At 73.5% G+C, this 24,981-nt stretch carries 20 protein-coding genes; 9 read left to right on the forward strand and 11 right to left on the reverse strand.

The window, feature by feature from the left end; translation table 11 throughout:
- Positions 1-57 precede the first annotated feature (57 nt).
- The 5 genes from CP977_RS07600 to CP977_RS07620 form a co-directional block, all read right to left on the reverse strand.
- Positions 58-888, reverse strand: coding sequence for a class F sortase (locus CP977_RS07600; RefSeq protein WP_308017207.1), 831 nt, complete (start codon positions 886-888; stop codon positions 58-60).
- Positions 889-943: 55 nt separating this feature from the next.
- Entirely contained in the window at positions 944-1,645 is a 702-nt protein-coding gene (locus CP977_RS07605) for a hypothetical protein (RefSeq protein WP_062758940.1), read from the reverse strand.
- A 187-nt stretch (positions 1,646-1,832) separates the two neighbouring features.
- A complete protein-coding gene (locus CP977_RS07610) occupies positions 1,833-3,242 on the reverse strand; it encodes a CitMHS family transporter (RefSeq protein ID WP_152369812.1) in 1,410 nt (469 codons plus the stop codon).
- 213 nt (positions 3,243-3,455) lie between these two features.
- Positions 3,456-5,657: a molybdopterin-dependent oxidoreductase gene (locus CP977_RS07615; RefSeq protein WP_152369813.1), complete on the reverse strand. Its 2,202-nt coding sequence runs from the start codon at positions 5,655-5,657 to the stop codon at positions 3,456-3,458.
- A gap of 90 nt (positions 5,658-5,747) precedes the next feature.
- Positions 5,748-7,277, reverse strand: coding sequence for a flavin-containing monooxygenase (locus tag CP977_RS07620; RefSeq protein WP_152369814.1), 1,530 nt, complete (start codon positions 7,275-7,277; stop codon positions 5,748-5,750).
- 232 nt (positions 7,278-7,509) lie between these two features.
- On the opposite strand from CP977_RS07620, the gene CP977_RS07625 reads away from it, so the two are divergent.
- The gene (locus CP977_RS07625) at positions 7,510-8,739 is read left to right on the forward strand and encodes a PucR family transcriptional regulator (RefSeq protein ID WP_229991588.1); all 1,230 of its coding nucleotides are present in this window, start codon (positions 7,510-7,512) and stop codon (positions 8,737-8,739) included.
- A gap of 30 nt (positions 8,740-8,769) precedes the next feature.
- Here CP977_RS07625 and CP977_RS07630 read toward each other — a convergent pair whose 3' ends face one another.
- Genes CP977_RS07630 through CP977_RS07645 form a run of 4 tightly spaced genes read right to left on the reverse strand, consistent with a single transcriptional unit; the run spans position 8,770 to position 13,984 of the window.
- On the reverse strand, positions 8,770-9,510 hold the full coding sequence (locus CP977_RS07630; protein ID WP_062758950.1) for a TetR/AcrR family transcriptional regulator: 741 nt from the start codon (positions 9,508-9,510) through the stop codon (positions 8,770-8,772).
- A gap of 36 nt (positions 9,511-9,546) precedes the next feature.
- Positions 9,547-10,896, reverse strand: a complete 1,350-nt coding sequence (locus tag CP977_RS07635) for a hypothetical protein (RefSeq protein WP_229991587.1) — start codon at positions 10,894-10,896, stop codon at positions 9,547-9,549.
- A complete protein-coding gene (locus CP977_RS07640) occupies positions 10,893-11,723 on the reverse strand; it encodes a cupredoxin domain-containing protein (protein WP_229991586.1) in 831 nt (276 codons plus the stop codon). The genes CP977_RS07635 and CP977_RS07640 overlap by 4 nt, the downstream gene beginning before the upstream one ends.
- Positions 11,720-13,984: a right-handed parallel beta-helix repeat-containing protein gene (locus CP977_RS07645; RefSeq protein ID WP_152369816.1), complete on the reverse strand. Its 2,265-nt coding sequence runs from the start codon at positions 13,982-13,984 to the stop codon at positions 11,720-11,722. Before CP977_RS07645 ends, CP977_RS07640 begins: the two co-directional genes overlap by 4 nt.
- 199 nt (positions 13,985-14,183) lie before the next feature.
- Here CP977_RS07645 and hmgA point away from each other — a divergent pair, with 199 nt between their 5' ends.
- The 4 genes from hmgA (at position 14,184) to CP977_RS07665 (ending at position 18,815) form a co-directional block, all read left to right on the forward strand.
- Positions 14,184-15,497, forward strand: coding sequence for a homogentisate 1,2-dioxygenase (gene hmgA / locus CP977_RS07650; protein ID WP_109187071.1), 1,314 nt, complete (start codon positions 14,184-14,186; stop codon positions 15,495-15,497).
- 39 nt (positions 15,498-15,536) lie between these two features.
- Complete coding sequence (locus CP977_RS07655; RefSeq protein ID WP_152369817.1) at positions 15,537-16,286, forward strand: GntR family transcriptional regulator; 750 nt, start codon at positions 15,537-15,539, stop codon at positions 16,284-16,286.
- Between the two features lie 33 nt (positions 16,287-16,319).
- A complete protein-coding gene (locus CP977_RS07660) occupies positions 16,320-17,543 on the forward strand; it encodes a type ISP restriction/modification enzyme (RefSeq protein WP_152369818.1) in 1,224 nt (407 codons plus the stop codon).
- Positions 17,544-17,618: 75 nt separating this feature from the next.
- Positions 17,619-18,815, forward strand: coding sequence for a CaiB/BaiF CoA transferase family protein (locus tag CP977_RS07665; protein WP_062758960.1), 1,197 nt, complete (start codon positions 17,619-17,621; stop codon positions 18,813-18,815).
- A 220-nt stretch (positions 18,816-19,035) separates the two neighbouring features.
- Here the strand turns inward: CP977_RS07665 and CP977_RS07670 are convergent, their stop codons facing one another.
- Entirely contained in the window at positions 19,036-19,308 is a 273-nt protein-coding gene (locus CP977_RS07670; protein WP_079131446.1) for a hypothetical protein, read from the reverse strand.
- A gap of 336 nt (positions 19,309-19,644) precedes the next feature.
- Between CP977_RS07670 and CP977_RS07675 the strand changes: the two genes are divergently transcribed.
- Positions 19,645-20,739: a serine/threonine-protein kinase gene (locus tag CP977_RS07675; RefSeq protein WP_152369819.1), complete on the forward strand. Its 1,095-nt coding sequence runs from the start codon at positions 19,645-19,647 to the stop codon at positions 20,737-20,739.
- On the opposite strand, the gene CP977_RS07680 is transcribed toward CP977_RS07675, so the two are convergent.
- Entirely contained in the window at positions 20,723-21,529 is an 807-nt protein-coding gene (locus CP977_RS07680; protein ID WP_062758967.1) for an SGNH/GDSL hydrolase family protein, read from the reverse strand. The two genes, CP977_RS07675 and CP977_RS07680, sit on opposite strands and share 17 nt — an antisense overlap.
- 648 nt (positions 21,530-22,177) lie before the next feature.
- On the opposite strand from CP977_RS07680, the gene CP977_RS07685 reads away from it, so the two are divergent.
- Genes CP977_RS07685 through CP977_RS07695 form a run of 3 tightly spaced genes read left to right on the forward strand, consistent with a single transcriptional unit; the run spans position 22,178 to position 24,950 of the window.
- Positions 22,178-23,008, forward strand: a complete 831-nt coding sequence (locus CP977_RS07685; RefSeq protein WP_109187075.1) for a glycosyltransferase family 2 protein — start codon at positions 22,178-22,180, stop codon at positions 23,006-23,008.
- Positions 23,005-24,147 (forward strand): glycosyltransferase family 2 protein, encoded by a 1,143-nt coding sequence (locus tag CP977_RS07690; RefSeq protein ID WP_229991585.1) that lies wholly within the window; start codon positions 23,005-23,007, stop codon positions 24,145-24,147. Before CP977_RS07685 ends, CP977_RS07690 begins: the two co-directional genes overlap by 4 nt.
- Positions 24,144-24,950 carry a polysaccharide deacetylase family protein gene (locus tag CP977_RS07695; RefSeq protein ID WP_152369820.1) on the forward strand — a complete coding sequence of 269 codons (807 nt, stop codon included), beginning with the start codon at positions 24,144-24,146 and terminating at the stop codon, positions 24,948-24,950. Before CP977_RS07690 ends, CP977_RS07695 begins: the two co-directional genes overlap by 4 nt.
- Positions 24,951-24,981 lie beyond the last annotated feature (31 nt).

The following is a 24,981-nucleotide window of genomic DNA, read 5'->3' on the forward strand; positions in this document are numbered from 1 at the left end:
TCTGTGGCCTCGGCGTTCTGTGGCCTCGGCACTCCGGGGCTCGGGCGTTCCGGGGCGTCAGATCTTCTGGGCGATGTCGGTGAGGTGGGCGAAGACGACGATGTTGGCGTCGTAACCCGTCTTGCGGTCGAAGGATCCGCCGCAGGTGAGCAGCCGCAGCTCGGGCCGCCCGGTGGCGCCGTACACCTCCTTGTCGGGGAAGTCGTCCTTGGCGTACGTCTTGACGCGGTCGACCGTGAAGACGGCCACCTTGCCGTCGGCGCGGGCGACCCGGACGGTGTTGCCGGGGTTGAGCACGCCGAGGTTGAGGAAGACCGCGGGGCCGGTGAGGGTGTCGCGGTGGCCGACGACGACGGCGGTCCCGCGCTCGCCCGGTGTGACCCCCTTGGCGTACCAGCCGACGACCCCGGGGTTGTCGACCGGCGGGGTGGCCAGCTGCCCCTTGGCGTCGAGGCCGAGGTCGATCACGGGGGCCTCGATGGTGATGGCCGGGACGGCGACGGCGGTGGGGCGCGAGCGGGGAAGCGGCGCGGGCGCACCCTGGGACGCGCCCTTCGACCGGGGCGCGGCCTTCGGGGCGGGCGCGGCCTTCGGAGTCGGCGTGACCTTCGTGGTGGGCGCGGCCTTCGGAGCGGGTGCGGACTTCGGAGCGGGTGCGCTCTCCGAAGGGGGTGCCTTCTCCTGCGGGGGTGCCTTCTCCTGCGGGGGCGCGTTCTCCTGCGGGGCCTCGGGTTTCGCCTTGCGGTCCAGGGCGGCCGGGGCCCCGGCCGCCGCGGCCGCCGCCGCCCCGGCTTCGCCGGAGGCGGCCGGAGCGGCGGCAAGGGGCGGGGCGGCGGGCTCGTCGTCGCCCGCCCACCAGAAGCCTCCGACCACCAGGACCACGACCATCGTCACGGTCCTGGCGAGCCGGAACAGGCGCCGGCGCCTGCGCGTGATGCGGGACCTACGCGGCGCCATCGTTGCGGCGGCGCGAGCGGCGGATCATGACCAGTCCGGCCGTACCGGCGAGGCCGGCGGCGACGGCCGCCCCGACGCCGAAGGCGGAGGACTCCTCGGCGGCGGCGAGCTGCACGCCGCCACCGCCCGCGCCGACCGGGCCCTGCGGGGGCCGGCCCTGGCCGTTGTTGGACCAGTTGCTGTTGCTGTCATTGCCGGACCAGTTGCTGTTGCCGGCGCCGTTGTTGCCGTTGTTGCCGTTGTTCGGGCCGTTGCCCGGACGTCCGCCCGGCCCGTTGCCGTGGCAGTCGACCGTGAAGGTCTTCTGCTTGCCGGTGGGGGTGGCGCCCGGGAAGGTCCAGGTGACCCGGTACTGGCCCTCGGGCAGCGTCAGCGGGTTGGTGTGGCCCATCCCGGTGTTCAGCGCGACGCGGCCGCTGAGGGTGGGGACCTCCGGCCGGGGCGGCTGCGGGGTGATCTCCCAGCTGACCTCTTCGAGGATGTCGAAGTTGAAGGCCGCGAGGTAGAACTTGCAGACCCTCACCTCGTCGTCCAGGTTGCCGTAGGGGGTGCCGACCTTGTGGACCTTGATGTCACCGTTGTCGCCGGGCGCGGCGAACGCGGCCGGGGCACCGGCGAGGGCGAGGCCGCCGATGGCCGCCGTGGCCACGAGGGTGGTGGCGAGGGGGCGGAGAGCACGAGCAGGCATGCGGGTTCCTCCAGGAAAGGACACGTCGGGTGTTTCAACCGATAATCCGACTATCAGTCATAACGTGACTGCGGAGGGTGGCGACATGCGTGTGTCGATCTCCGAGTCGCCCGTCCGGCTCAGAGGCCGTCGGACCCGCCCCCGACCCACCGGGGCACCCGCCCGTGACCAGGGCCTGTCCGGCGGATCAGACGATCCCGAAGAGGACCGCCGCCGCCAGCACGACCAGCGAGGTCAGCGCGGCCCACTTCACCGTGAACCTGGTGTGGTCGCCGAACTCCACCTTCGCCATGCCCACGAGCACGTACACCGCCGGCACCAGCGGGCTCGACATGTGCAGGGCCTGGCCGACGATCGACGCCCGGGCGATCTCCAGGGACGACACCCCGTGGGCCGCGCCCGCCTCCGCGAGGACCGGCAGCACGCCGAAGTAGAAGCCGTCGTTCGACATGAAGTAGGTGAGCGGGAGGCTCAGCACCCCGGTGACCAGGCCCATGTGCGGCCCCATGCCCTCGGGGATCGCGCCGACGAGCCAGTCCGCCATGTGCTCGACCATGCCCGTACCGGTGAGGACACCGGTGAAGACGGCGGCGGCGAAGACCATGCCGGAGACGTTGAGGACGTTGTCGGCGTGGGCGGCGATACGGGCCTTCTGCTCGGCCATGTCCGGGTAGTTGACGGTGAGCGCGAGGGCGGCGCCGAGGAGGAACAGCACCGGGATCGGCAGCAGTTCGAGGATCATCGCGGTGAGCAGCGCGACCGTCAGGCCGGCGTTGAACCAGTACAGCCGGGGGCGGAGCGTGGCACGGTTCGGATCGAGCCCCTGGAACCCGTCGCCGTCCGTCTCCCCCGCACCGGAGCCGGCCCCGGCCCCGGCCTCCGCGTGGCCACCCGCGCCCCTGCTTCCGCTCCCACCGCCACTCCCGCCGGCCGCGACCAGCACCGTGTCCGTCTCCGGCACCAGGGCCTCGTCGAGCGTGAGGTAGCCGATGCGCTTGCGCTCGCGGCGGCCGAGGACGTACGCGAGGGCGAACACGAAGAGCAGGCCCACGCCGAGCGCGGGGATCATCGGCACGAAGATGTCGGCGGCGTCCAGTTTCAGGGCGGTCGCGGCGCGGGCGGTGGGACCGCCCCAGGGCAGGGTGTTCATGACGCCGTTGGCGGTGGCGGCGACACCCGTCATGACGACCAGGCTCATGCCGAGCCGCTTGTAGAGCGGATACATCGCCGAGACGGTGATCATGAAGGTGGTGGAGCCGTCGCCGTCCAGGGAGACGATCGCGGCGAGCACCGCCGTGCCCACGACGATCCGCACGGGGTCGGCCTTGCAGAAGCGCAGGATGCCCCGGACGATCGGGTCGAAGAGCCCGACGTCGATCATGACGCCGAAGTAGACGATCGCGAACATCAGCATCGCGGCCGTCGGCGCCAGGTTGCCGACGCCGTCGATGACGTAGTCACCGAGCCGGGCCCCCTCCCCGACCGCGACGCAGAAGAGCGCGGGGATCAGCACGAGCGCCGCGATCGGCGACATCTTCTTCGTCATGATCAGGACCAGGAAGGTCGCGATCATGGCGAAGCCGAGGACGGTCAGCATGGAGGACACCTCACGTTCACCCTTGAACTGCCGCCGAGCGGCGGTCCGGACGACCGTAGGTGCCCCCTTCCGCCGTTAACAAGGTGTTGACCCGTGAGCAATACGAGCAAAACCCCAGGTCAATGCAGGGGTGCAGCTCGGGACCGCAGCCGGGGGGCATGCGATCACGGCGTTCGATCGCAGTTTCGGATCACGGCGGGGCGGCGCTCCGTGTCACGGCAGGGGCGACACCTCGACAGGAAAGCCGTTGAGCACGGCGGTGCCGGAGAGGGGGTCGATCCGCGACCCGTCGAGCAGCTGGTTGACGTTGACGCCGGGGCGGGCGGACGCCACGGCGAGCCGGGTGCCCGCCCGGTCGTGGCCCCAGCCGTGCGGAAGGCTCACCACGCCCGGCCGTACCCCGTCGGTGACCTCGACCGGCACCTCCAGCTCGCCGCCCTCCCCCTTGACCCGGGCGAGCCCGCCGTCGGTCAGCCGCAGCCGGTCCGCGTCCCGGGGGTGCACCTGGAGGGTGCAGCGGTTCGAGCCCCCGCCGAGCGCGGGCGTATTGTGCAGCCAGCTGTTGTTGGAGCGCAGGTGCCTGCGCCCGACGAGCCGGAGGGCGTCCGGGTCGGGTACGGCGTCGAGCGCGGCGCGCAGCCGGGGCAGGTCGGCGGCGAGCGGCGCGGGGAGGAGTTCGATCCGCCCGCTGCGGGTCTTGAGGAGCTGGGGCAGACGGGGCTTGAGCGGGCCGAGGTCGATGCCGTGCGGGTGCGCCTTCAGCTCGTCGAGGGTGAGCCCGTACGGGCCGAGCCGCAGCATCAGGTCGAGTCGCCGCTCGGCCCCGGTGTCCCCGGTGAGCCGGGCCGCGAACTCCTCGGGGTCGGCGCCGTACGCCGGCGAGTGCTCCTGCGTCACGGCCTTGGCGAGGGTGGTGCGGATGGCGAGGTCGTCCACGGCCGAGGGCGGCGTGCCGTGGAGGCCCGAGACGGCAAGGATCAGCCTGGCGTGGATCTCGCACTCGTCCATCCGGTCCGCTTCGAGGGGAACGGCCGCCGGGGTGTGGCGGACCTGGTCGCGGACGGCGAACCCGTTGAAGGCGAAGTCGAAGTGGGCGCTCCGGGAGGGCGGGGGCGGGGGCAGCAGGACGTCGGCGTGGCGGGTGGTCTCGTTGAGGTACGGGTCGACGGCGACCATGAGGTCGAGGGAGCCGAGGGCCGCGTCGAGGCGGTCTCCGTCGGGGGCGGACAGGACGGGGTTGGCGGCGAGGGTGAGGAGGGCCCGGACGCGCCCCTCCCCCGGGGTCTCGATCTCCTCGGCGAGCGCGACCAGCGGCAGCTCCCCCTTGACCTCGGGGTGGTGCGAGACCCGGCTGTGCCGGCGACCGAGGGCGAAGCCCCTGCCGGGTCCGGCGGGGCGCGGGGCGGGCGCGGTGGCGGAGAGCGGGAAGAGCGCGCCGCCGGGCCGGTCGAGGTTGCCGGTGAGGATGTTGAGGACGTCGACCAGCCAGTTGGCGAGGGTGCCGTACTCCACGGTGGAGCTGCCCATCCGCCCGTAGACGGCGGCGGTGGGCGCGGTGGCGAGCTCCCGGGCGAGGGCGCGGACGGTGGCGGCGTCCACGTCGCAGGCGGTGGCGACCGCTTCGGGGCTGAACTCCCGTACCGCGGCCCGTACCTCCTCGACGCCCTCGACGTGGGCGGCGAGCGGGCCGAGGTCGGTGAGGTCCTCCGCGAAGAGGGTGTGGACGAGGGCGGCGAGGAGCAGCGCGTCGGTGCCGGGGCGGATCGCGACGTGCCGGTCGGCGAGGCGCGCGGTGCGGGTGCGCCGGGGGTCGACGACGGTGAGGGTGCCGCCGCGCCCGCGGAGAGCCTTGAGCCTGCCGGGGAAGTCGGGGGCGGTGCACAGGCTGCCGTTGGAGTCCAGCGGGTTGGCGCCGAGGATCAGCAGGTGGTCGGTGCGGTCCAGGTCCGGCACGGGGACGGCGAAGGGGTCACCGAAGAGGAGGCCGCTGGAGACGTGCTTGGGCATCTGGTCGAGCGTGGACGCCGTGAAGAGGTTCCTGGTGCGCAGCGCGCCGATGAGCAGGGGCGGGTAGAGGGCTCCGGCGATCGTGTGCACATTGGGGTTGCCCAGGACGATACCCACCGCGTCCGGCCCGTACTCCTCGATGATCGGACGGATTCGGGCGGCGATCGTGTCGAACGCCTCGTCCCAGTCGACCTCCCGGAGTTCGCCGTCCTTCCGCACCAGGGGACGGCGGAGGCGGTCCGGATCGGCGTCGATCTCGGGGAACGCGGCGCCCTTGGGGCAGACGAACCCCCGGCTGAAGACGTCGTCGCGGTCGCCGCGCGCCCCGGTGATCCGGCTCCCTTCGAGCGTCAGGGTCAGTCCGCAGGTCGCTTCGCAGAGGGGGCAGATGCGCAGGGCCGTGGGCATGGAGTCTCCCTGGGGGCGTCGGGTGGCGCCGAGCATACCGACCGGTAGGGAGGGAGGGGAGGGGTGCGGTCGCACCGCTCGCTCCGCTCGTCAGAAGGCCGTCGTCGCGGGGGGAGAGTCCGTCGTGGCGCGAGCGGCCCCGGACCTGGTGAAGTGCAGTTCCGGGTCGACGACGCTGTCGGCGCGGAGCAGCTTGACGTCCGCGTGGTAGTCCATCGAGGTCAGCCACGGCATCCGGTCCCCCTGGCGGGGCAGTCGGTCGACCGCGCGCCGGATGTAGCCGGCGTCGAAGTCGAGGAACGGCCGGGTCGGCATCGCCGGATCGGCCGGTTCGGGCCGGCAGACGTCGTGGCCGGAGGCGTCCATGTGGGCGAGGAGACGGCAGAAGTGCTCGCACAGCAGGCCGACCTTCAGCGTCCAGGAGCTGTTGGTGTAGCCGATGGAGAAGGCCAGGTTGGGCACTCCGGAGAGCATCATGCCCTTGTAGGCGACGGTGTCGGGGAGGCGGACCTCCTCGCCGTCGACGGTGATCCGGACGCCGCCGAAGGCCTGCACGTTCAGGCCGGTCGCGGTGACGACGACGTCGGCCTCCAGCTCGCGGCCGGACGCGAGCCGTACCCCGCTCTCGGTGAAGGTGGCGATCCGGTCGGTGACGACCGAGGCCTTCCCGGCGCGGATGGCCTTGAACAGGTCCCCGTCGGGCACGGCGCACAGGCGCTGGTCCCAGGGGTCGTACGGCGGGTTGAAATGCTCGTCGACCGGGTAGCCGGCGGGCAGCTGCCTGGTGTTGACCCATCGGATGAGCCGACGCGCGGCCTTCGGGTACCGCCGGCAGAAGGCCCAGACGAAGCGCTGCTGGGCGATGTTCTTTCGCCGGGTCAGCGCGTAGCCCCGTTCCTGCCCGAGGTACTTCTTCAGGACGTTGGCGACCACGTCCCGTTTCGACACCGGCATGACGTACGACGGGGTCCGCTGGAGCATCGTCACGTGCGCGGCGGTTCCGGCCATCGCGGGCAGCAGCGTGACCGCGGTGGCGCCGCTGCCGATCACCACCACCCGCTTGCCGGCGTAGTCGAGGTCCTCGGGCCAGTGCTGCGGGTGCGCGATCGTGCCGCGGAAGCGCTCCCGGCCCTCGAAGTGCGGGGTGAACCCCTGGTCGTAACGGTAGTAGCCGCCCGCGCAGAACAACCAGGAGCACGTCAACGCCGTCCGCTCGCCGGTGTCGGCGCGTTCGACGTGCACCGTCCACCGCGCCCGGTCGCTCGACCAGGACGCGGAGAGCACCTTGTGGTGGTAGCGGATGTGGTCGTCGAGGCCGTTCTCGGTCGCGGTCTCGCGCAGGTACGACAGGATCCGGGGCGCGGCGGCGATGGACTCCTCGTCCCGCCACGGCTTGAACTCGTAGCCGAAGGTGTGCAGGTCCGAGTCGGAGCGGATCCCCGGGTAGCGGAACAGGTCCCAGGTCCCGCCGGAGGCGGCCCGGGCCTCCAGGATCGCGAAGGTCTTCGACGGCAGCTCGGTCTTCAGATAGCGGCCGGCCCCGATGCCGGAGATCCCGGCGCCGACGATCAGGACGTCGAGGTGTTCGGCGGCGACGGGCCGGGCGGCGGAAACGGACATGGGCGACCACTCCAGAGGATGAGGACGAGCCGGGGCGAAGGGGGCGGGCGGGGGTGCGAGAACGGAAGGGCGGCTCGGCGGGACGACAGTACGGCGGGATGGTGAGACGGCGGGATGACGGGACGGCGACGCGCGGTCCGACCATGGTGGGGCGCGAACGGCAGGGCGGCCAGGCACGATGTGCACCGGAGCGGCCTCCGTACGGTGCGATGTGCACCACTACAGTCGCCGTGTGTCGCTTACGCCGCTGCGGAAACCGCCGTCGCTCCGCGTCCGGGAACTGATCCGCCGGGGCGCCGAAATCGCGCTCGACCCCAGGCAGGATTGGCTCGCCGAGCTCGACGCGGCCACGCTGTCCGGGCAGGCTCAGCAGGCGGTCGCCGCCGATCCGGTACTCGCCGCCGGGACGCGCCGGACCAACCGTTCCAACCTGCTGTTCTGGGCGGCCTCCAACGTGCGTGCCCCGGGCGAGCGGGTGCCCGCGAACGAGGGGGACGCGCCGCTGGCCATCGCCCGCGACCTCGTGCGACGCGGCCTCGACGAGACCGCGCTCGACGCCTACCGGGTCGGCCAGGGCGTCGCCGTGCGCGTGTGGACGCAGATCGCCTGCTCGCTCACCGACGACACCGATGACCTGCGCGAACTGCTCGACGTGTCGCTGCGGTCCATCTCCGCCTTCGTCGACGACACCGTCGCCGCCATCGCCGCACGCATGCGCGTGGAGCGCGGCGAGCTCACCCGCGGCACCCACGCCGAGCGCCGCGAGGTCGTGACCCTCCTCCTGGACGGCGCGCCGATCGCCCGGCAGCGCGCCCAGGCCCGGCTGGGCTACGCCCTGGATCCGACGCACACCGCGGCCGTCGTCTGGACCGACGACCCCGACGCCGATCTGCACCAGCTCGACCGCGCCGCGGACGCCCTCGCCGCCGCGGCGGGCGGGACGCCGCCGCTGAGCGTCCTCGCGAGTGCCGCGACCCGCTGGGTGTGGGTCCACGGCCGCCCCGACACGGACCGCGTACGGGCCGCCCTGGCGGGGCTGCCGACCGTACGGGTCGCGCTCGGTTCGGCCGGGCCCGGCGTCGACGGGTTCCGCCGCGGTCACCTCGACGCGCTCGCCACCCAGCGGATGCTGGCCGGGCTCTCGTCCGCCCGGCGCCTGACCTCGTACGACGAGGTCGAACTGGTCGCGCTCCTCACCCGGGACCCCGAACACGCCGACCGGTTCGTCACGCGCGTCCTCGGCGACCTGGCGGCGGCGCCGACCGAGACCACCGAGGCGGTACGCGTCTTCCTCGCCGAGCGGTGCAACGCCTCCCGGGCCGCGGAGCGCCTCTTCGTCCACCGCAACACCCTGCTGCGGCGCCTCGCCCGCGCCGACCGGCTGCTGCCGCTCCCGCTCGCCTCCCGCCCCCTCGACGTGGCGGCCGCCCTCGAAGTGCTCCACTGGCGCGAACGCGACTGACCCTGGACGGGCCTCCTGAAAGCGGGGCTCCTACGAGAGGGAGGGCCCCAGGTACGCGTGGAGCAGGAGGCGGGTCTCGTCCACGAGCGCCGGGTCCCCGGCGGGGTCCGCACGGAAGGCGAGCCGGACGAGGGCGTCGGCGGTCTCGACCCCGACGAGCACCTTCCGGTGCAGTTCCTCGTCGGCGGGACGGCCCAGATGGGTGGCGAGGAGAGCGCAGATCCGCTCGGCGACGAGCCGGTTGGGATCCTCGGCCTCACCGCACGAGCCGCCCTCGCCGTCGCCGATAGCGGTGTCGCCCTCGGTACCGGAAGCCTCGTCGGAAGTGTTGCCGGGAGTGCTGCCAGGGGTGCTGTCGGAGGCTTCTCCGGGCAGGGCTGCGGGCACGCCGAAGTCGACGAGGGCGAAGCCGGGGACGGTGCGCTTCATCGCGATGAACTCGTCGAGGACGCCGTCGATGGCACCGTGCGCGTCGAGGAGCGGCGTCGCGGCGAGGCGCTCGGAGACCCGCTCGGCGTACCGGTCGAGGTTGCGGAGGGCGAGGGCCGCGACCATCGCCCTCTTGTTGCCGAAGAAGCGGTAGACGGAGCCGATGGGGACACCGGCGCGGACGGCGACGGCCCGGGTGCTCAGCCGCTCGTACCCGGTCTCGTCGAGGAGTACGGCGCAGGCGTCGAGGATCCGGGCGAGCCGCTCGGCGCTGCGCTGCTGCACGGGGGCGCGGCGGAGCGCCGGAGCGGTCTGGGGACGGGTCTGGGGCACGGGGTCCATGATGCCGTTCGGGCGGGGGCGGGCGAAGCCGGGGCCTCAGGCGACGAGCAGGCCGATGCCTCCGAGGGTGTACGCGATCATCAGCAGGAACAGGGGGAGTTGGCCCGCGACGGCCCTGGCCGGCGGGAAGAGGCGCACGGACCGGTCGTGGGCGGCGACGACGCCGAGGACGTGGCCGGCGACGACGGCGCCGACCTGAAGGACCGCGAGGCCGCCGGGGTCCAGGGGCGGAGCGGGGGCGGGGGCGTTGTCAGTACCCCCTGCCATGATTACTGTGCGTGAAAATTCAGTGACTAGGAGTGAGAAGTAGTGGGCAGTGAGATAGCCGAGGGCGATGGGCAGCAGGGAGTGGGCGAAGGAGGTGAGGGGGGTGGTGAGTTCGCGGTCCGTGAGACGCAGGACGCCGGCACAGAGGCCGTAACAGGCGGAGACGAGGGCCACGGCGGCGAGGAGACCGAGCGTGGCGGTGGGGACGGGGCCGAGGGGTGAGGTCTGGAGGGTGGTGATCCAGCGGGGGTTGTCGGAGATGCCGTCGTAGGCGGTGGAGCCGAGGAGGACGCAGACGGTGGCGACGAGGCCGGGGAGTCGGGGGGTGGAGTCGAGACCGTCGAAGGGGGAGCGCAGGACCAGTCGGCCGTCGGCTCGGCGGCCGAGCGGGGAGAGACGGGCGAGGAGGGAGGAGTACACCTCGAAGGGGTCGGCGTGGGCGAACCAGCGGTCGCCGTAGCGGGCGGCGCCCAGGAGTTGGACGCCGAGGTGGAGCGCGAGGGCGGTCAGGAGGGTGGCGCGGGAGGTGTTGTCGGGGGCGACGAGTTCGAGCCAGGTGAAGAGGAGGAGTCCCGTGGCGGCGGGGCGGATGCCGAGGACGGCGGGCAGCGGGCGGGGGTTCCGCGGCGATTGGAGGGAGTGGAGGGCGCGCAGGGGGTTGAGCAGGCGCCAGACGGGGCCGAACAGGAGGGAGGCGGGGACGAGTCCGACCCAGAGGAGGACGTAGAGGGCGCCGGGGGCGGGGTTGCGGTCCGGGTCGTCCGGGCCGAGGAGGAGGTGGAGGAGGAAGAAGAGGGCGACGGCGGTGCCGAGGAGCCGGAGGGCGGTGCGGGTGGACGGGGCGTCGGCGGCCCGTTGGAGGGCGGCGGGGATCGGGCGTCCGGCCACGTCGCCGCGGAAACGGGAGGAGGACCAGAGCAGCCCGAGGGCGAGGAAGGAGACGAGAAGCGCGGTGAAGGCGCCGACGTAGGCGTAGAAGGGGGAGAGGGGGAGGTCGTGCGAGGAGCCCACGCCGTGGGCGAGCGGAAGGGGGAATGCCGTGGCGTGGGCGTGAACGGGCCCGGCCCCGTGGGCGGGGGCCGGGACGGGGGCGAAGACCTGGGCGAGGGCCGTGGTCATCGGACGACGAGTTGGGTCAGCACGAGTCCGGAACCGTGCGTCTCGACCTCGAAGAGGCCGGTGCGGTCCGCGGTGAGGGCGAGGGCGGCGGGAGTGCCGGCGGAGAGCGGCAGTTCACGGTCGTAGCCGTGGACGTGAAGGGTGTCGTCGCGGTCGCTGGTGACGTGGAGGGTGAGCCGTTCACCCTTCTTCAACTCGATGCGGGAAGGAGGTGGTTGGACGGTCCGACCGGTGATGGTGAGGGTGACGGTCCGGCCGGGTTCGGGCCGGCCGGGTTCGGTGGGGCGGGGGCTCGGCGGGGCGGATGCGGCGGAGGCCCCGGCCACGGGGACGGTGGCCTGGACGGGGGCGCCGGCGGCGGCCCAGACGGTGTGGTCGTCCGCGTGGAGCCGGACGGTCAGGGTGCGGGCGCCGGCCGGTACGTATCCCCAGGGGCCGTAGAGGCGACCGGTCTCGCGCCCGTCGACCAGGAGGCGGGCGTGGCCCCGGCCCGGGACGGCCGCGCCGCCGGTGCTCTCCGGGGTGAAGAGGAACCTCTCCACGGTGAGGTGGACGTTCCAGCCACCCTCGGAGTCGGGGCGGACCTCGGCCCGGACGGTGGGGGCTTGCGCCGAGGGAAGCTCCCGGAGCCGGTGCCCGGCCTCGTCCCGGGCCGGCAGCAGGGTGCCGCTGCCGCCGGTGGCCTCCTGGTGGCCGGTGCCGGGCTTGTGATGGGTGGTGGCCCGGCCGCCGCAGCCCGCGAGGACCGGCGCGGCGGCCAGGACGAGCACCAGGCAGAGGCCGCCGAACCGGCGCCCGAGGGGCGGGGCCCCGGGTGTGCGCGTCACGCGGACCCCTCCCCGTGATGCGGGCGGACGTCGGAGGCCTGCGGGGGCACGGGGCCGGGAGTGGGGGTGGGGGTGGAGGTACGGGTGGGGGCGGAGACGGAGGCACCCCCGAATCCGGCCGGTGCGTCCCCGGGTATCGCTGGTGCATCTCCGGGTTCAGCAGGCGTGTCCCCGAGCACCACCGGCGCACCCCCGGGCTCGGTCGGCGCACTCCCGGGCCCGGTCGGCGCGTCCCCGGGTCCGGCTGGTTTTCCGGTCGGGGGGCGGGTGCCCGCTGTCACCACGGCCCAGAGGATCCAGATGACACCGAGGAGGAGGCGGAGCCAGGCGGGGCTCACGGGGATACCGGGGATCATGAGGACCGCCTTGTCGAAGGCGTCGAGGAGGGTGAGGGCTCCGAGGGCCAGGGTGGCCCAGGCGAAGGCGGGGCGGGTAGGGCGGAAAGCGAGGCCGAGGAGGGTCCACCAGGCGCCGGTGAGCAGGAGCGCGACGGCCGGGACGGCGGTCGGGGTGAGGGCGAGGGTCGAGCCGGCCACGTCCAGGGCGAGGCCGGCCAGGCCGAGGAGGGTGGCGGCGCCCGCGAGCCGGTTGCCGCGCAGCCGGCGCCACCACAGGGCGCCGCCGGTGAGGGCGAGGACGAGGGCGGTGCCGAGGGCGAGTTGGGTCTCGACGCGCTGGAGGCCCCGGGCGCCGTACCAGTCGCAGCCGGCCGGGAGGCGGCGGGCCTGGACGTCGTAGTCGGCGCAGACGAGGAGTTGGGCGAGTTTGACGGGTTCGCCGACGAGGCGGTCGGCGGTGCCGGAGACCTCGCCTCGCCGGGCGCCGCATTCGGGGAGGGCGCCGGGGCTGGTGGCGCCGGCGTCGGCCTGCCAGCAGTTGCCGCCGCCCTGGCCGTCCCACCAGACGTCGGTGCGGTTGGGTCGGGAGGCGCCGGAGGGGTCGGTGCCGAGGTGGTTGCCGGCGTAGCGGTTGCGGTGGGAGGTGTCGGTCTGCCTGCCCCAGGCGGACTCGCCGCGGATGAAGGCGGGTACGGCGTTCAGGTAGAAGGCGGCGCGCTGGTGGCCGTAGACCCAGTTGTCCTCGTAGAGGTTCCAGTTGCCGCCGGCGGTGATGATGCCGGTGCCGGGCGGCATGGAGATCTGGGGGCAGACGACGCCCCGTTCGTAGCCGCGTTCGACGGGCGGCTTGGCGCAGGTGCCGTCGGCGACGTACGGGTAGTAGTTCTGGTTGTTGTCGTGGATGAGGTTGCGTTCGAAGCGGGCGTGGTTCTGGGGCAGTCCGGGGTGGCCGGGGAAGGCGGAGTCCATGGAGGCACCGCCCATGTTGTGGTCGAACTCGTTGTCGTGGACCCAGACCGAGTCCCCGGCGGTGCCGGAGTAGCCGACCATGTTGTGGTGGCTGCGGCAGCCGGTGATCTCGATGGAGTAGCGGGGGACGTCGTAGCCGCGCCCGTCGTTGATGTTCGAGGCCGAGCCGGGGTAGATGCCGGAGTCGCCATTGCCGTAGGACTCGCAGTTCTTGTAGAGGCCGTGGTCGGAGGCGAAGGTGAGGAAGCCGTACTCGTCGTTCCAGCGGGTGAGGACGTCGTCGATGACGAAGCCGTCGGCGGCGAGGACGTACAGCGAGTTGAAGGTGGTGCGCTGGGCGGTGAAGTTGCGGAAGTAGACGCCGTCGGAGCCGTCGGCCCGGATCGCGTTGAGCTTCTGGTACTTGGCGTCGATGACGACGTCGAGGCGGGAGGCGCCGGTGCCCTCGATCTGGAGGTCCTTCTTGCCGAGGATGGCGACCAGGTTCTGGTTGTGCGGGCACTGCCGCTGCTGCTCGTAGCTGAGGATCTGGTAGCCGAGCGCGGAGTCCGGGGCGTCGAGGGAGGCGCAGGCCCCGGTGGGCGGGGGCTGCGAGGGCTCCTCCTCGTAGAGGCCGGGGAGGATCGCGATGGTGAGGCCGGGCCGGTCGACGGCGTCGACGGCCTGCTGGAGATGGCGGTGTCCGGAGGCCGCGCAGCGCTCGAAGAGGGCGAGGTTGCGGGCCTTGAGCGCGGGCGGGAAGCCGGAGATCCGGCGTGCGAAGTCGGTCCGGTCGGTCTTGCAGACGAGGAGGTCGGGTTCGCCGGTGCGAAGCTTCGGCACGCTGCCGGAGCCGTCGGGGAAGGTGACGGGCCGCTCCTCGTGGGCCTGGGCCCCGGGGGCGGTGAAGAGGGCTGCGGCGAGCGCCGCGAGCACGACCGAGAGCGCGAGGACGAACCTTCGGGTCCGGGACATGCGCGTGAGAGTAGAGCAATGTTCATCTTTTTTGACCCCCTCGCGCACGCATCGGTCCGCACCCTCTCGCACGCACCGGTCCACCCCCTCTCGCGTGCATCGACCCGCCCCCTCGCCCCCACGCGCCGTTGACGGGAGGCGCACGGAATCCTACGGTCTCCCATAGGATTCCCTTGCGGGCTCAGGACAGGAGCGGGCGATGACCACGGAGCAGGCCAGGAAGACGGCCGAGGCGCTCACCTACAGCACCGGTTTCGGCAACGAGCACAGCTCGGAGGCGATCCCCGGCGCACTGCCGCACGGCCGCAACTCGCCGCAGCGCGCACCCCTCGGCCTCTACGCCGAGCAGCTCAGCGGCAGTGCCTTCACCGAGCCGCGGGCGCACAACCGCCGCTCCTGGCTCTACCGGATCCGCCCGTCGGCCGCGCACCCGCCGTACGCCCGGATCGACAACGGGGCGCTGCGCGGCGCCCCCTTCACCGAGACCGTGCCCGACCCCAACCGGCTGCGCTGGAACCCGCTGCCCGACCCGGCCCCGGGCACCGACTGGCTGGCCGGCCTGTGGACGCTCGGCGGCAACGGCGACGCCACCCAGCGCACCGGCATGGCCGTGCACCTGTACCACGCCAACGCCTCCATGGAGCGGGTCTTCGGCGACGCGGACGGCGAGCTGCTGATCGTCCCCGAGCGCGGCGGCCTCCTGCTCCGCACCGAGCTGGGCCTGCTCGCCGCCCGCCCCGGCGAGGTCGCGCTGATCCCGCGCGGGGTCCGCTTCCGCGTCGAGCTGCTCGACGAGACCGCCCGCGGCTACGTCTGCGAGAACTACGGCGCCCCCTTCCAGCTCCCCGACCTTGGCCCGATCGGCGCCAACGGCCTGGCCAACGCCCGGGACTTCCGGGCCCCGGTCGCCGCCCACGAGGACGTCGAGGGCCCGGTCGAGGTCGTCAACAAGTACTGCGGCAACCTCTGGTCCGCGACGTACGGGCACTCCCCGCTCGACGTGGTCGCCTGGCACGGCAACCACACCCCGTACGTCTACGACCTGCGCCGCTTCAACGTCATCGGGTCGATCTCCTACGACCACCCCGACCCGTCGATCTTCACGGTGCTCACCTCGCCCACCGACACCCCGGGCCTGGCGAACGTGGACTTCGTGGCCTTCGCCCCGCGCTGGCTGGTCGGCGAGGACACCTTCCGGCCGCCGTACTTCCACCGGAACGTGATGAGCGAGTACATGGGCCTGATCGAGGGCGCGTACGACGCGAAGGCGGAAGGCTTCCTGCCCGGCGGCGGCTCGCTGCACAACATGATGTCCGCGCACGGCCCCGACCGGGAGACCTTCGACAGGGCCAGCGCCGCCGACCTGAAGCCGCAGAAGATCGACGACGGCCTGGCCTTCATGTTCGAGACCCGCTGGCCGGTGACCGCGACCCCGCAGGCCGCGAACGCCGACCATCTGCAGAAGGGGTACGACGACGTGTGGCAGGGTCTGGAGCGCCATTTCCGGCCGTAAAGTCCCGGCCGTAAGCCCGTAGCCCCGTACGGAGGACCCGTGACCGCCTTCGCTCCCGACTCGCTGGTCCTGAACCGCAAGCTGCCGCTCTGGTACCAGGTCTCGCAGTCGCTGCGCGCCTCGATACTGGGCCGCACGCCCGACGCCTCGCTGCGGCTGCCCACCGAGGAGCGGCTCGCCGCCCACTACGGCGTGAGCGTGCTGACCATGCGCCAGGCCCTCAAGGAGCTGGAGGAGGAGGGCCTGATCAGCAGGCACCGGCGGCGCGGCACCTTCATCGAGCCGGGTGCCCGCCGCTCCACCCCGCGCCGGCTGCTCGGCTCGATCGACGCGATCGTGGCCCAGCAATCGGGCGAGCGGACGACGGTCCTCGGGCACGGCGCCGAGCCGGTGCCCGGGGAGCTGGCGGAGTACTTCCCCGACGTGTCGGAGGTCGTGATGTACCGGCGGCTGCGCAGCGACGGGGAGAGCGGCGAGCCGACGAACTGGGCGGAGAACGCGGTGCTCCCCGAGCTCGCCACCGCGATCGACCCGGCGGACCTGGAGCGCTGGCCGATGACGAAGGTGCTGCGGGACGTGGTCGGGGTGCGGATCAGCCGCATCACGGACACGGTCGAGGCCCGCCTCGCCGACCCGGAGACGGCGGGCCTGCTCCAGGTCCCGCTGCTCTCCCCGATCCTGCACTACACGGGCGTGACCTACGACGAGGACGGCCGGGTCGTCGACGTGGCCCGCATCCGCTACCGCGGCGACCGCTTCTCGTTCACGGTCACGGTCGAGGCCCACTGACGTGCTGGAGGCGCGCCGACGGCGGTCGTTAGCATGCGGGGCGTGACCGATGACGCCCGGCCGCAGGACGCGCCCCTCCTCGACGAGCTGATGCCGTGGTCCGTGGCCCCGCTGCGGTTCGGCCGCTCCTGGATCGTCGCCCCCGACGCGCGGACCCTGCGGACCCGCTGGGCCCGGCTCACGGCCGCCGAGGGGGCCGAGCGGGAGACGCTGTTCCGGCCCAGCAGGGCCAGGACCCCGGCGAGCACGGTGGCCGCGCTGCCCGGACAGCGCACCGGGACCGTGCGGTTCGCGCGCGAGGCGGGCCCGTGCCCGGCGCCGGTGCGGGTGGCGTCCGGGCCGTTCGACGAGCAGTGGCTGCTCCCCGACCACCGGCTGATCGACACCGCGCGGCCGGAGCTGTGGCGGGTCGCCGGGGAGCCGCAGCTCTTCGCCGTGGAGCAGGGGTACGTGCCGGGGGCGGCCGGGCCCGCGCTCCTGGTGACGGCCGCGCTGCCGGAGGGCCGCTCCCCGGCGGGCCGGCCGGGCCGGATCCGGCCGCTGTTCCGGCGCCCCGGGGGCCTCGAACCCAACCTCGCACCCGGCCTCCTGGACTTCCTCGGGCAGCGGTACGGGCAGGAGGTCGGCGCCCGCGACTGGCTCGCGTGGACGGTGGCGGCGGCCCGCCCCTCCCCCGCCGGGTGCCGCGTCCCGCTCCCCGCAGGACCGGAGGCCTGGACGGCGGGCGTGGCGCTCGGCCGGGACCTCCTCGACGTGCAGCTGCGGGGCGCGCTGAGCGGGACGAAGCCCCGGCTGCCGGGCGGCCGCCGCCCCTACGTGCGGGCCGCGGTCCCGGCCCGCCCGACGAAGATGGCGTACGACTCCGAGGACGAGGCGCTGGTCCTCGACGGGGGCCGGATCTCCCCCGTACCGGCGGAGGCCTGGGAGTTCCGGGTGGGTGGGGCCCGGATCCTGGAGCAGTGGTTCGCGCACCGGACCGCCCCGGCGGAGCCCGGCTCCCTGGAGGCGATCGGGCCGGCCGCCTGGCCGCAGGAGTGGACCTCGGAGCTGCTCGACCTGATCACCGTGCTCGCGCTGCTCGGCGCGCGGGAGCCGGAGCGGGCGGCCCTCGCGGCACGGGCGGCGGAGGACGCGGCGGACGGCGCGGCGGCGCTGCGGGCCGCCGGGGTGCTGCCGCCGCCCGCCCGGGCCCGCCGCCCCGCGTCCGTACTGGACCACCGGGAGGAGGGCCCGGAGGGGCAGTTCGCGCTCCTGTGACCGCGACGGGACGACGGGGCGCGTGACGCATCCCCTGGTGACAAGGGCCGGTCCGGCAGGGTAGGCAGGGCGGTCATGAGCACTCAGCCACTCCCCCTCGAAGGAATCACGGTCGTCGCCGTCGAGCAGGCGGTCGCCGCGCCCTTCGCCACCCGCCAGCTCGCCGACCTCGGCGCCCGCGTCGTCAAGGTCGAGCGCCCGGACGGCGGCGACTTCGCCCGGGGGTACGACACCGCCGCCCGGGGCCTGGCCTCGCACTTCGTGTGGTGCAACCGCGGCAAGGAGTCGGTGGCGGTCGACCTCAAGGACCCCCGGGGCCTGGCCCTCGTGCGGCGGATGGCGGCCGGCGCCGACGTCTTCGTGCAGAACCTGGCGCAGGGGGCGGCGGCCCGCCTCGGCCTCGACGCCGCCACCCTGTGCGCCGCGCACCCGCGGCTGATCGCGGTGGACGTCTCGGGGTACGGGGCGGAGGGGCCGTACGCGCACCGGCGGGCGTACGACATGCTCGTCCAGTGCGAGGCGGGCCTGGTGTCGGTGACCGGCACCCCGGAGCAGCCCGTCAAGTCGGGCATCCCGGCGGCCGACATCGCCGCCGGCATGTACGCCTTCTCCGGTGTCCTCGCCGCGCTGGTGCGGCGCGGCGCGACCGGCCGGGGCGGGCCGGTGGAGGTCTCCCTGCTCGACTCGCTCGCCGAGTGGATGGGGCATCCGCTCCACCACGGGATGCACGGCGGCGGGGCCCCGGCGCGTACGGGGCTCGCGCACGCGGTGATCGCCCCGTACGACGCCTATCCGACGGCGGACGGGGGCCTGGTGCTGCTCTCCGTGCAGAACGACCGGGAGTGGCGGAGGCTCGCCGGGCAGGTGCTCGGCAGGGCCGACCTCGCCGACGACCCGGCCTTCGCGACGAACGCGGCGCGGGTCGCGGGGCGGGCGGCGACGGACGCGGCGGTCGCGGCGGCGCTGGCCCCGCTGACGGCGGAGGAGGCGCTGGCCCGGCTCGACGCGGCGGGCATCGCCTGCGCCCGGCTCAACTCGGTGGCGGAGCTGGCGGACCATCCGCAGCTGACGGCCCGTGACCGGTGGCGGGAGGTGGAGTCACCGGTCGGTCCGCTGCGGTCGCTGCTCCCGCCGATCGTGTTCCCGGACGCGCCGGAGCCGCGGATGGACCGGATTCCGTCCCTCGGGCAGGACACGGACGAGGTCCTCGCCGATCTCGGTCTGCGGGAGGCGGAGGTGAAGGCGCTCAGGGAGGCGGGCGTGGTCGCCTGACGGGGCCGGGGTCGGGGGCCTCGGCGGGGCGGGTGGCCGCACGGGGTCCGACGGTTCGGGCGGGAGGAGCGGGGGACCGGGCGAGGTCCGGCGGTTGGGGCGGGAGGGGCAGGTGACCGGGCGAGATCCGACGGTACGGGCACGACGAACGCCGGACGGGCGGGGACACGTCCGGCGGAGTCGAGGTCGGGGCCGTACGGGCGGCCGGGACCCGGGCGGGCTAGCGGCGGGTGCCGAAGAGGGAGCGGCGGAGTCGGCGGAGCGGGGCGAAGAGCGAGACCCGGGCGCTGCGGCTGCGGTGGCCGTGCACCGGCGCCTCGCGCGTACGCGTCGTCAGCTCCCGCATCAGCAGGGTCGCCTCGGCCGCCTCGCGCTGGGGCACGGCGGGTCCGCCGAGCACCGCGAGATGACGGTCGAGCCGCGAACTGGTCGCGCTGCTCCCGCAGGTGATGGCAGGCACTCGGGGCCTGCTGCGCATTGCTATCTGTTCCATGTCACTCCCCACCCGTACAAGGGCACCCGACCCGGGCAGGTTAACCCTATCGCCCCGTCATGACACCCGTGTATCCCGGCGACGGGATTCAACGCACTCGTACGGGGGTTGACGGTCACCCTCCGAATACGTCTGATTCCAGGGCGAGTTGGACAGGGCTCGAACACCTGTCGAACCGTCACGAACCATCCTGCACTCCGGGACGTCCGCCGGGGGCACGGAGACGCCTGTGATCTCCACCACCAAGATCCGCCGCGCGATTCGCCGCCGGTTCCCGTCGCCCGGGTCCGGTGCCGGACGGGGGCCGGAAGGGCGCCCCTCGGCTACCGTGGATCCATGACGGTGATCGCGGGTCGTTACCGGCTTCTGGACGTCCTGGCCGAGGGGGCGACGGGCACCGTCTGGCGCGCCCTGGACGGGGCGAGCGGCCACGAGGTGGCCCTGAAGGAGTCCCGGGTGCCGCCCCGACTCCCGGCGGACGAGGCGCCTGCGCTCCACGCGCGGCGGGAGCGCGGGGCACGGGCCCTCGCGCGGGTCTCCCACCCCTCCGTCGTACGGGTCCTCGACGTGGTCGCCGAGGACGGCCGGCCCTGGGTGGCGACGGAGCTGGTCCGCGGCCTGACCCTGGCCGAGACCCTGGAGGCGGGCGGGCCGCTGCCGGCGCGCGAGGCCGCGCGCGTCGGCGCCGACGTACTGGCCGGGCTGCGGGCGGCACGGGAGGCGGGCGTCCCCCACCGGGGCGTGGAGCCGGAGGACGTGCTCCTGGGGAACGACGGCCGGGCCGTCGTCACCGGCTTCGGCGACGCGCCGGAAGAAGCCGCGGGTCCGAAGGAGAGTGCGGGCCCGAAGGACGGCGCGGACCCGGCGGCGGAGCTGCGTTCCCTGGGCAGGCTGCTGGAGGCGGCCGCGGACGACCGGTCCGGCCCGCTGGGCGCCGTGATCGACGCGCTCCTGGGCGAGGGGCCGGAGGGCCCCGTCACGGCGGACCGGGCCGAGCGGGAGCTGCGCCGGGTGGCGGGCGGCGGCACGCGGACTCCCCCGGGCGGCACGGGGGCGTTCGGGGACGGCGCACGGAAGGACCGGGGCGGCGCACGGGCGGACGGGGACGGCTCACGGGCGGGCGGGGGCGCGCCGGGGGCGGCCCCCGGGGCGGCGGACGCGCCCGCCCCGCACCGGAGCGCCGGCGAGGACGACGCGGCCCCCGCGCCCGGCGCCCCGCCGGGCCGGAAGCACAAGGCGCCCCGCCGGGTCCCCGTCCTGGTGGCCGGGGTCGTCGGGGCGCTGCTCATCGCGGGGGCGCTGGTCTATCACGCGGTGCGGGACGACGGTCCGGGCGCCGGGCCGGGTGCGCCGGGCGGTGTCACGAGCACCGTTCCGGCCGGTTCCGGCGCCACGGGGGCGGACGGCGTACCGGCTACACCGCGTTCCTGAACGGCGGCAGGTAGCCGCCGGACTGTCCGGCGGCGGTCGGGTGGTACGACTCGCCGATGTTGAGCCAGTTGACGCTGTGCAGCCAGGCCGAGCCGGAGCAGATCTCGTGCCCGCTGAAGGCGGAGACGACACTGGCGAAGGTGTAGCCGTGGTCGGCGGCGCGCTTGGCCACGGCCGCGTTGAGGTGGTCGGAGGCCCCGTTGATGGCCTTGCGCTCGCCCTCGCTCAGTCCGGCCACGCAGGTGCCGTTGAGCTGGTAGAAGCGCGGGTAACCGAGGACGACCACGCGGGCGTTGGGTGCCTTGTTCCTGATGGCGTTGTACACGGAGTCGAGCTTGCCGGGCAGGGTGGAGTCGACGTAGGCCTTGGCCTGATTCACACGGTTGACGCAGGTGGACTCGGACTGGAGCACACAGGTCGTCATGACGTCGGCGAAACCGGCGTCATTTCCCCCGATCGTGAGGGAGACCAGGTCGGTGGCGGCCGAGAGGGGTCCGAGCTGATTCGCGGTCACATCACCCGTTCGGGCGCCCGAGCAAGCGGTGAAGGCGAACGAGGAGGGGGCGTTCGCGTTCTTCCAGAGGACGGGATACGCCTTCGTGGAGCGCTTGCAGTTGCCGCTGGCGCTGTCGTAGCTGCCGGCTCCCACGCCGGAGGAGTACGAGTCGCCCAGCGCCACGTAGTCGAGGGCGGCGGTCTCCGCGGCCTGGGCGGCGCCCGCCCCGGTGAGGGCGAGGACGGCACCGAGCAGGAGCGAGGAGGAGAGGGCGGTGAATCGGGACAGTCTCATGGAACCTCCCTGTAGCAGGATCTCTGCGTTACCAGGTAGTAGCAGCGGAACCGCCCCACCGGAAGTGTCCATGTCAAAACTGGGGGTGAACTTCCTCCGATCCTCCAGCAAGGACCATCGAAATCCGGCCAGTAGAGAGTCGACGGAGGAAGCGGACCTTCCGCTCCCGTTTATGACCCCGGCCGGGATCGCGACACATTCGCACATCAACACACAGGGATACACCCCCGCACCACCACTCCCCGACGCACCATCGGATTGATCGAATCCGACCGGTACGACCACACATCCGATCGCTGAAGCACCGTCAAACTACGGAAAAGCGGGCCACGGATCCGGGACTTGCCATACAGTCCTATTCGTCAATACCGTCGTACATCTCACCCGCACCGGTTCCTCATGCAAAGCGGCCCTGGGGAGGGCTCCAGCATCGCGACGGTTCCGGTACGGGGCGCGGTAGGGGGGTGCCGTGCTCGGTGTTCGAACGTGCGCCGAGTCACGGGTACCGCGCGGCCGGCCATGCCAACTCGGCGATCCCGCAAGGAGATCGTCTCCGTGCGGCATGGCGAGAACCCCCCTTTCGAACCGGACACACCATCGGACCGCCCAAGGGGTGGGCGGCCCACCGGACGAGAGGGAAAAAGACCCATGAGCTCGTTTCTGCGCCCGGCCGCCACGGGCCAAGAAATGACCGAGCCGAGTCGAATAGCCGCCCAGTACCGGGCCATCACCTCGCACCTCGCGATCACTCCACCGGTGAGCGTCGTCATTCCCGCCATGAACGAGGCCGAAAATCTTCCGTACGTCTTCAAGACGCTGCCGGAATGGATTCACGAAGTCGTCCTCGTCGACGGAAACTCCACCGACAACACGGTCGACGTCGCCCGTGAGCTGTGGCCGGACGTCAAGGTCGTCAAGCAGGTCGGAAAGGGCAAGGGCGACGCGCTGATCAGCGGTTTCGCCGCCTGCACCGGCGACATCATCGTCATGGTCGACGCGGACGGATCGGCCGACGGCCAGGAGATCGTCTCCTACGTCTCCGCACTCGTCGGCGGCGCGGACTTCGCCAAGGGGTCCCGTTTCGCCAACGGCGGCGGAACGGACGACATGACGACCATCCGGAGGCTCGGGAACTGGGCCCTCTGCACGCTCGTCAACCGCAAGTTCGGCGCCCGCTACACCGACCTCTGCTACGGCTACAACGCCTTCTGGCGCCACTGCCTCGACAAGATCACCCTCGACTGCACCGGATTCGAGATCGAGACCCTGATCAACATCCGGGTCGTCAAGGCCGGCCTCAAGGTGCAGGAGGTCCCGAGTCACGAGTACAACCGCATCCACGGCGTCAGCAACCTCAACGCCGTGCGCGACGGCATCCGGGTCCTGAAGGTCATCCTCAAGGAAAAGTCCCTCGCCAAGGCGGCCCGCCGCCGGCCCGCCCCCTTCTCGGTCAGCGTCCCCCGGGGAGAGGCGTCTTGAGCGACGGCACGTCCCCGCACGACTTCTCGGTGGTGATCTGCGTCTACACGGAGGACAGGTGGGAGGACATCCTCGCCGCCGTCGACTCCGTGCGGAAGCAGTCGCTGCCGGCCCTGGAGACGCTCCTCGTGGTCGACCACAACGAGCGTCTGCGCGCACGGCTCGCCGAGGAGTACGCGGACGCACGGCTCCGGGAGGAGGTGCGGGTGCTCGCCAACGCGGGCCCCCGCGGCCTCTCCGCCGGCCGCAACACCGGAATCGCCGCCGCCCGCGGCGCGTTCGTGGCCTTCCTCGACGACGACGCCGTCGCCGAGCGGGACTGGCTCCACCACTTCGCCGCCGCCTACGACGACCCGCGCGTCATGGCCGTCGGCGGCCGGACCCTGCCCGCCTGGGCCTCCGGCCGCCGCCCGGCCTGGTTCCCGGAGGAGTTCGACTGGGTCGTCGGCTGTACGTACCGGGGCCTGGCCCCGGGCCGCGTCCCCGTGCGGAACGTGCTCGGCGGCAACGCCTCCTTCCGCCGCACGGCCTTCGACGCGGCGGGCGGCTTCGCCACCGGCATCGGCCGGGACGGCGACCGGCGCCCCCTGGGCGGCGAGGAGACCGAGCTGTGCATCCGGCTCTCCAAGGCGCTGCCCGGGGCGATCCTGCTCATGGACGACCGGGCGGTCATCCACCACAAGGTGCCCGCCGTCCGCGAGCGCTTCGACTACTTCCGCACCCGCGTGTACGCCGAGGGGCTCTCCAAGGCGCTCGTCGCGCAGAGCGTCGGCGCGCAGAAGGGCCTGGAGTCCGAACGGCGCTACACCACCCGGGTGCTGCCCGCCGGCGTCCTGCGCGGGGCGGGCGACGCGCTGCGCGGCCGCTCCGGCGGCGCGGGGCGCGCCGGGGCCATCGTCACCGGGGTCGCCCTCGCGGCCGGCGGCTACGCCCTCGGCCGGCTCCGCGCCCGCCGCTCCGGCACCACCTTCTCCTGGGGACCGATCGAACGGGCCGACGGGCCGGCCGCCGAGCCGACCGGCGGGCCGACCGCCCCACGCGCCGGGGACGGGTCCGCCGAACGGGCCGGGAGCAGGGCCGCCGACCGGGCCCGGGACAGGGCCGCCGGGAGCGAGACCGGCGAGGGAGCGGCCACATGACCGGGACCGCGTCCGACGGCGCCCCCGTGCCCGTCCTCATGTACCACGCCGTCGACCGGGACCCGGCCCCCGCCGCCCTCGGGCTCTCCGTGACGCCCGAGGCGTTCGCCGCGCAGATGGCGGTGGTCGCCGAGCGGGGGTTCACGCCGCTGACCACCGCCGGGCTCGCCGCCGCCTGGCGGGACGGGACGCCGCTGCCCGCCCGGCCGCTGCTCGTCACCTTCGACGACGGCTACGAGGGCGTGCACCGGCACGCCCTGCCGGTGCTCGCGAAGCACTCCTTCGCGAGCACCGTCTTCGTCTCCACCGGCTGGCTGCGCGGCAAGCACGACGGGGGCGGCGCGCTCGACACCATGCTCGACTGGGCGCAGGTGCGCGAACTGGCCGACGCCGGAACGGAGATCGGCGGCCACAGCCACAGCCACCCGCAGCTCGACCAGCTCGACGCGGGACGGCTCCGGTTCGAGACGCTGCACTGCCGGGAGATCGTCGGCGAGGAGCTGGGCACCGCCCCCGTCTCCTTCGCCTACCCGTACGGGTACTCCAGCCGGCGGGTCCGCCGGGCGGTCCGGGAGGCCGGGTTCGCCCAGGCGCTCGCCGTCGGCAACGCGCTCGCCCGCCGCCGCCAGGGTCCGTACGCCCTGGAGCGGGTGACCGTGCGCCGCTCCACCGGCACCGAGGAGTTCGTCCGGCTGATCGAGGGGCGCGCGATCGCGCGGAACTTCGCGGCCGACCGGGCCATGACGAAGGGGTACGCGCTCGCCCGGCGCGCCCGGGGCGCACTGCGGGGCCACTGGATCTGACGTACCGCCACTCCGGCGACCGGAGGCGCGC

Origin of the sequence: Streptomyces cinereoruber, from assembly GCF_009299385.1 — a bacterium.
GTDB lineage: Bacteria > Actinomycetota > Actinomycetes > Streptomycetales > Streptomycetaceae > Streptomyces > Streptomyces bikiniensis.

Coding starts and splice junctions, on each gene's coding strand:
- CP977_RS07600 (WP_308017207.1), bottom strand. CDS start 888: ATGGTCGTGGTCCTGGTGGTCGGAGGCTTCTGGTGGGCGGGCGACGAC.
- CP977_RS07605 (WP_062758940.1), bottom strand. CDS start 1,645: ATGCCTGCTCGTGCTCTCCGCCCCCTCGCCACCACCCTCGTGGCCACG.
- CP977_RS07610 (WP_152369812.1), bottom strand. CDS start 3,242: ATGCTGACCGTCCTCGGCTTCGCCATGATCGCGACCTTCCTGGTCCTG.
- CP977_RS07615 (WP_152369813.1), bottom strand. CDS start 5,657: ATGCCCACGGCCCTGCGCATCTGCCCCCTCTGCGAAGCGACCTGCGGA.
- CP977_RS07620 (WP_152369814.1), bottom strand. CDS start 7,277: ATGTCCGTTTCCGCCGCCCGGCCCGTCGCCGCCGAACACCTCGACGTC.
- CP977_RS07630 (WP_062758950.1), bottom strand. CDS start 9,510: ATGGACCCCGTGCCCCAGACCCGTCCCCAGACCGCTCCGGCGCTCCGC.
- CP977_RS07635 (WP_229991587.1), bottom strand. CDS start 10,896: ATGACCACGGCCCTCGCCCAGGTCTTCGCCCCCGTCCCGGCCCCCGCC.
- CP977_RS07645 (WP_152369816.1), bottom strand. CDS start 13,984: ATGTCCCGGACCCGAAGGTTCGTCCTCGCGCTCTCGGTCGTGCTCGCG.
- hmgA (WP_109187071.1), top strand. CDS start 14,184: ATGACCACGGAGCAGGCCAGGAAGACGGCCGAGGCGCTCACCTACAGC.
- CP977_RS07660 (WP_152369818.1), top strand. CDS start 16,320: ATGCGGGGCGTGACCGATGACGCCCGGCCGCAGGACGCGCCCCTCCTC.
- CP977_RS07665 (WP_062758960.1), top strand. CDS start 17,619: ATGAGCACTCAGCCACTCCCCCTCGAAGGAATCACGGTCGTCGCCGTC.
- CP977_RS07670 (WP_079131446.1), bottom strand. CDS start 19,308: ATGGAACAGATAGCAATGCGCAGCAGGCCCCGAGTGCCTGCCATCACC.
- CP977_RS07675 (WP_152369819.1), top strand. CDS start 19,645: ATGACGGTGATCGCGGGTCGTTACCGGCTTCTGGACGTCCTGGCCGAG.
- CP977_RS07680 (WP_062758967.1), bottom strand. CDS start 21,529: ATGAGACTGTCCCGATTCACCGCCCTCTCCTCCTCGCTCCTGCTCGGT.
- CP977_RS07685 (WP_109187075.1), top strand. CDS start 22,178: ATGAGCTCGTTTCTGCGCCCGGCCGCCACGGGCCAAGAAATGACCGAG.
- CP977_RS07695 (WP_152369820.1), top strand. CDS start 24,144: ATGACCGGGACCGCGTCCGACGGCGCCCCCGTGCCCGTCCTCATGTAC.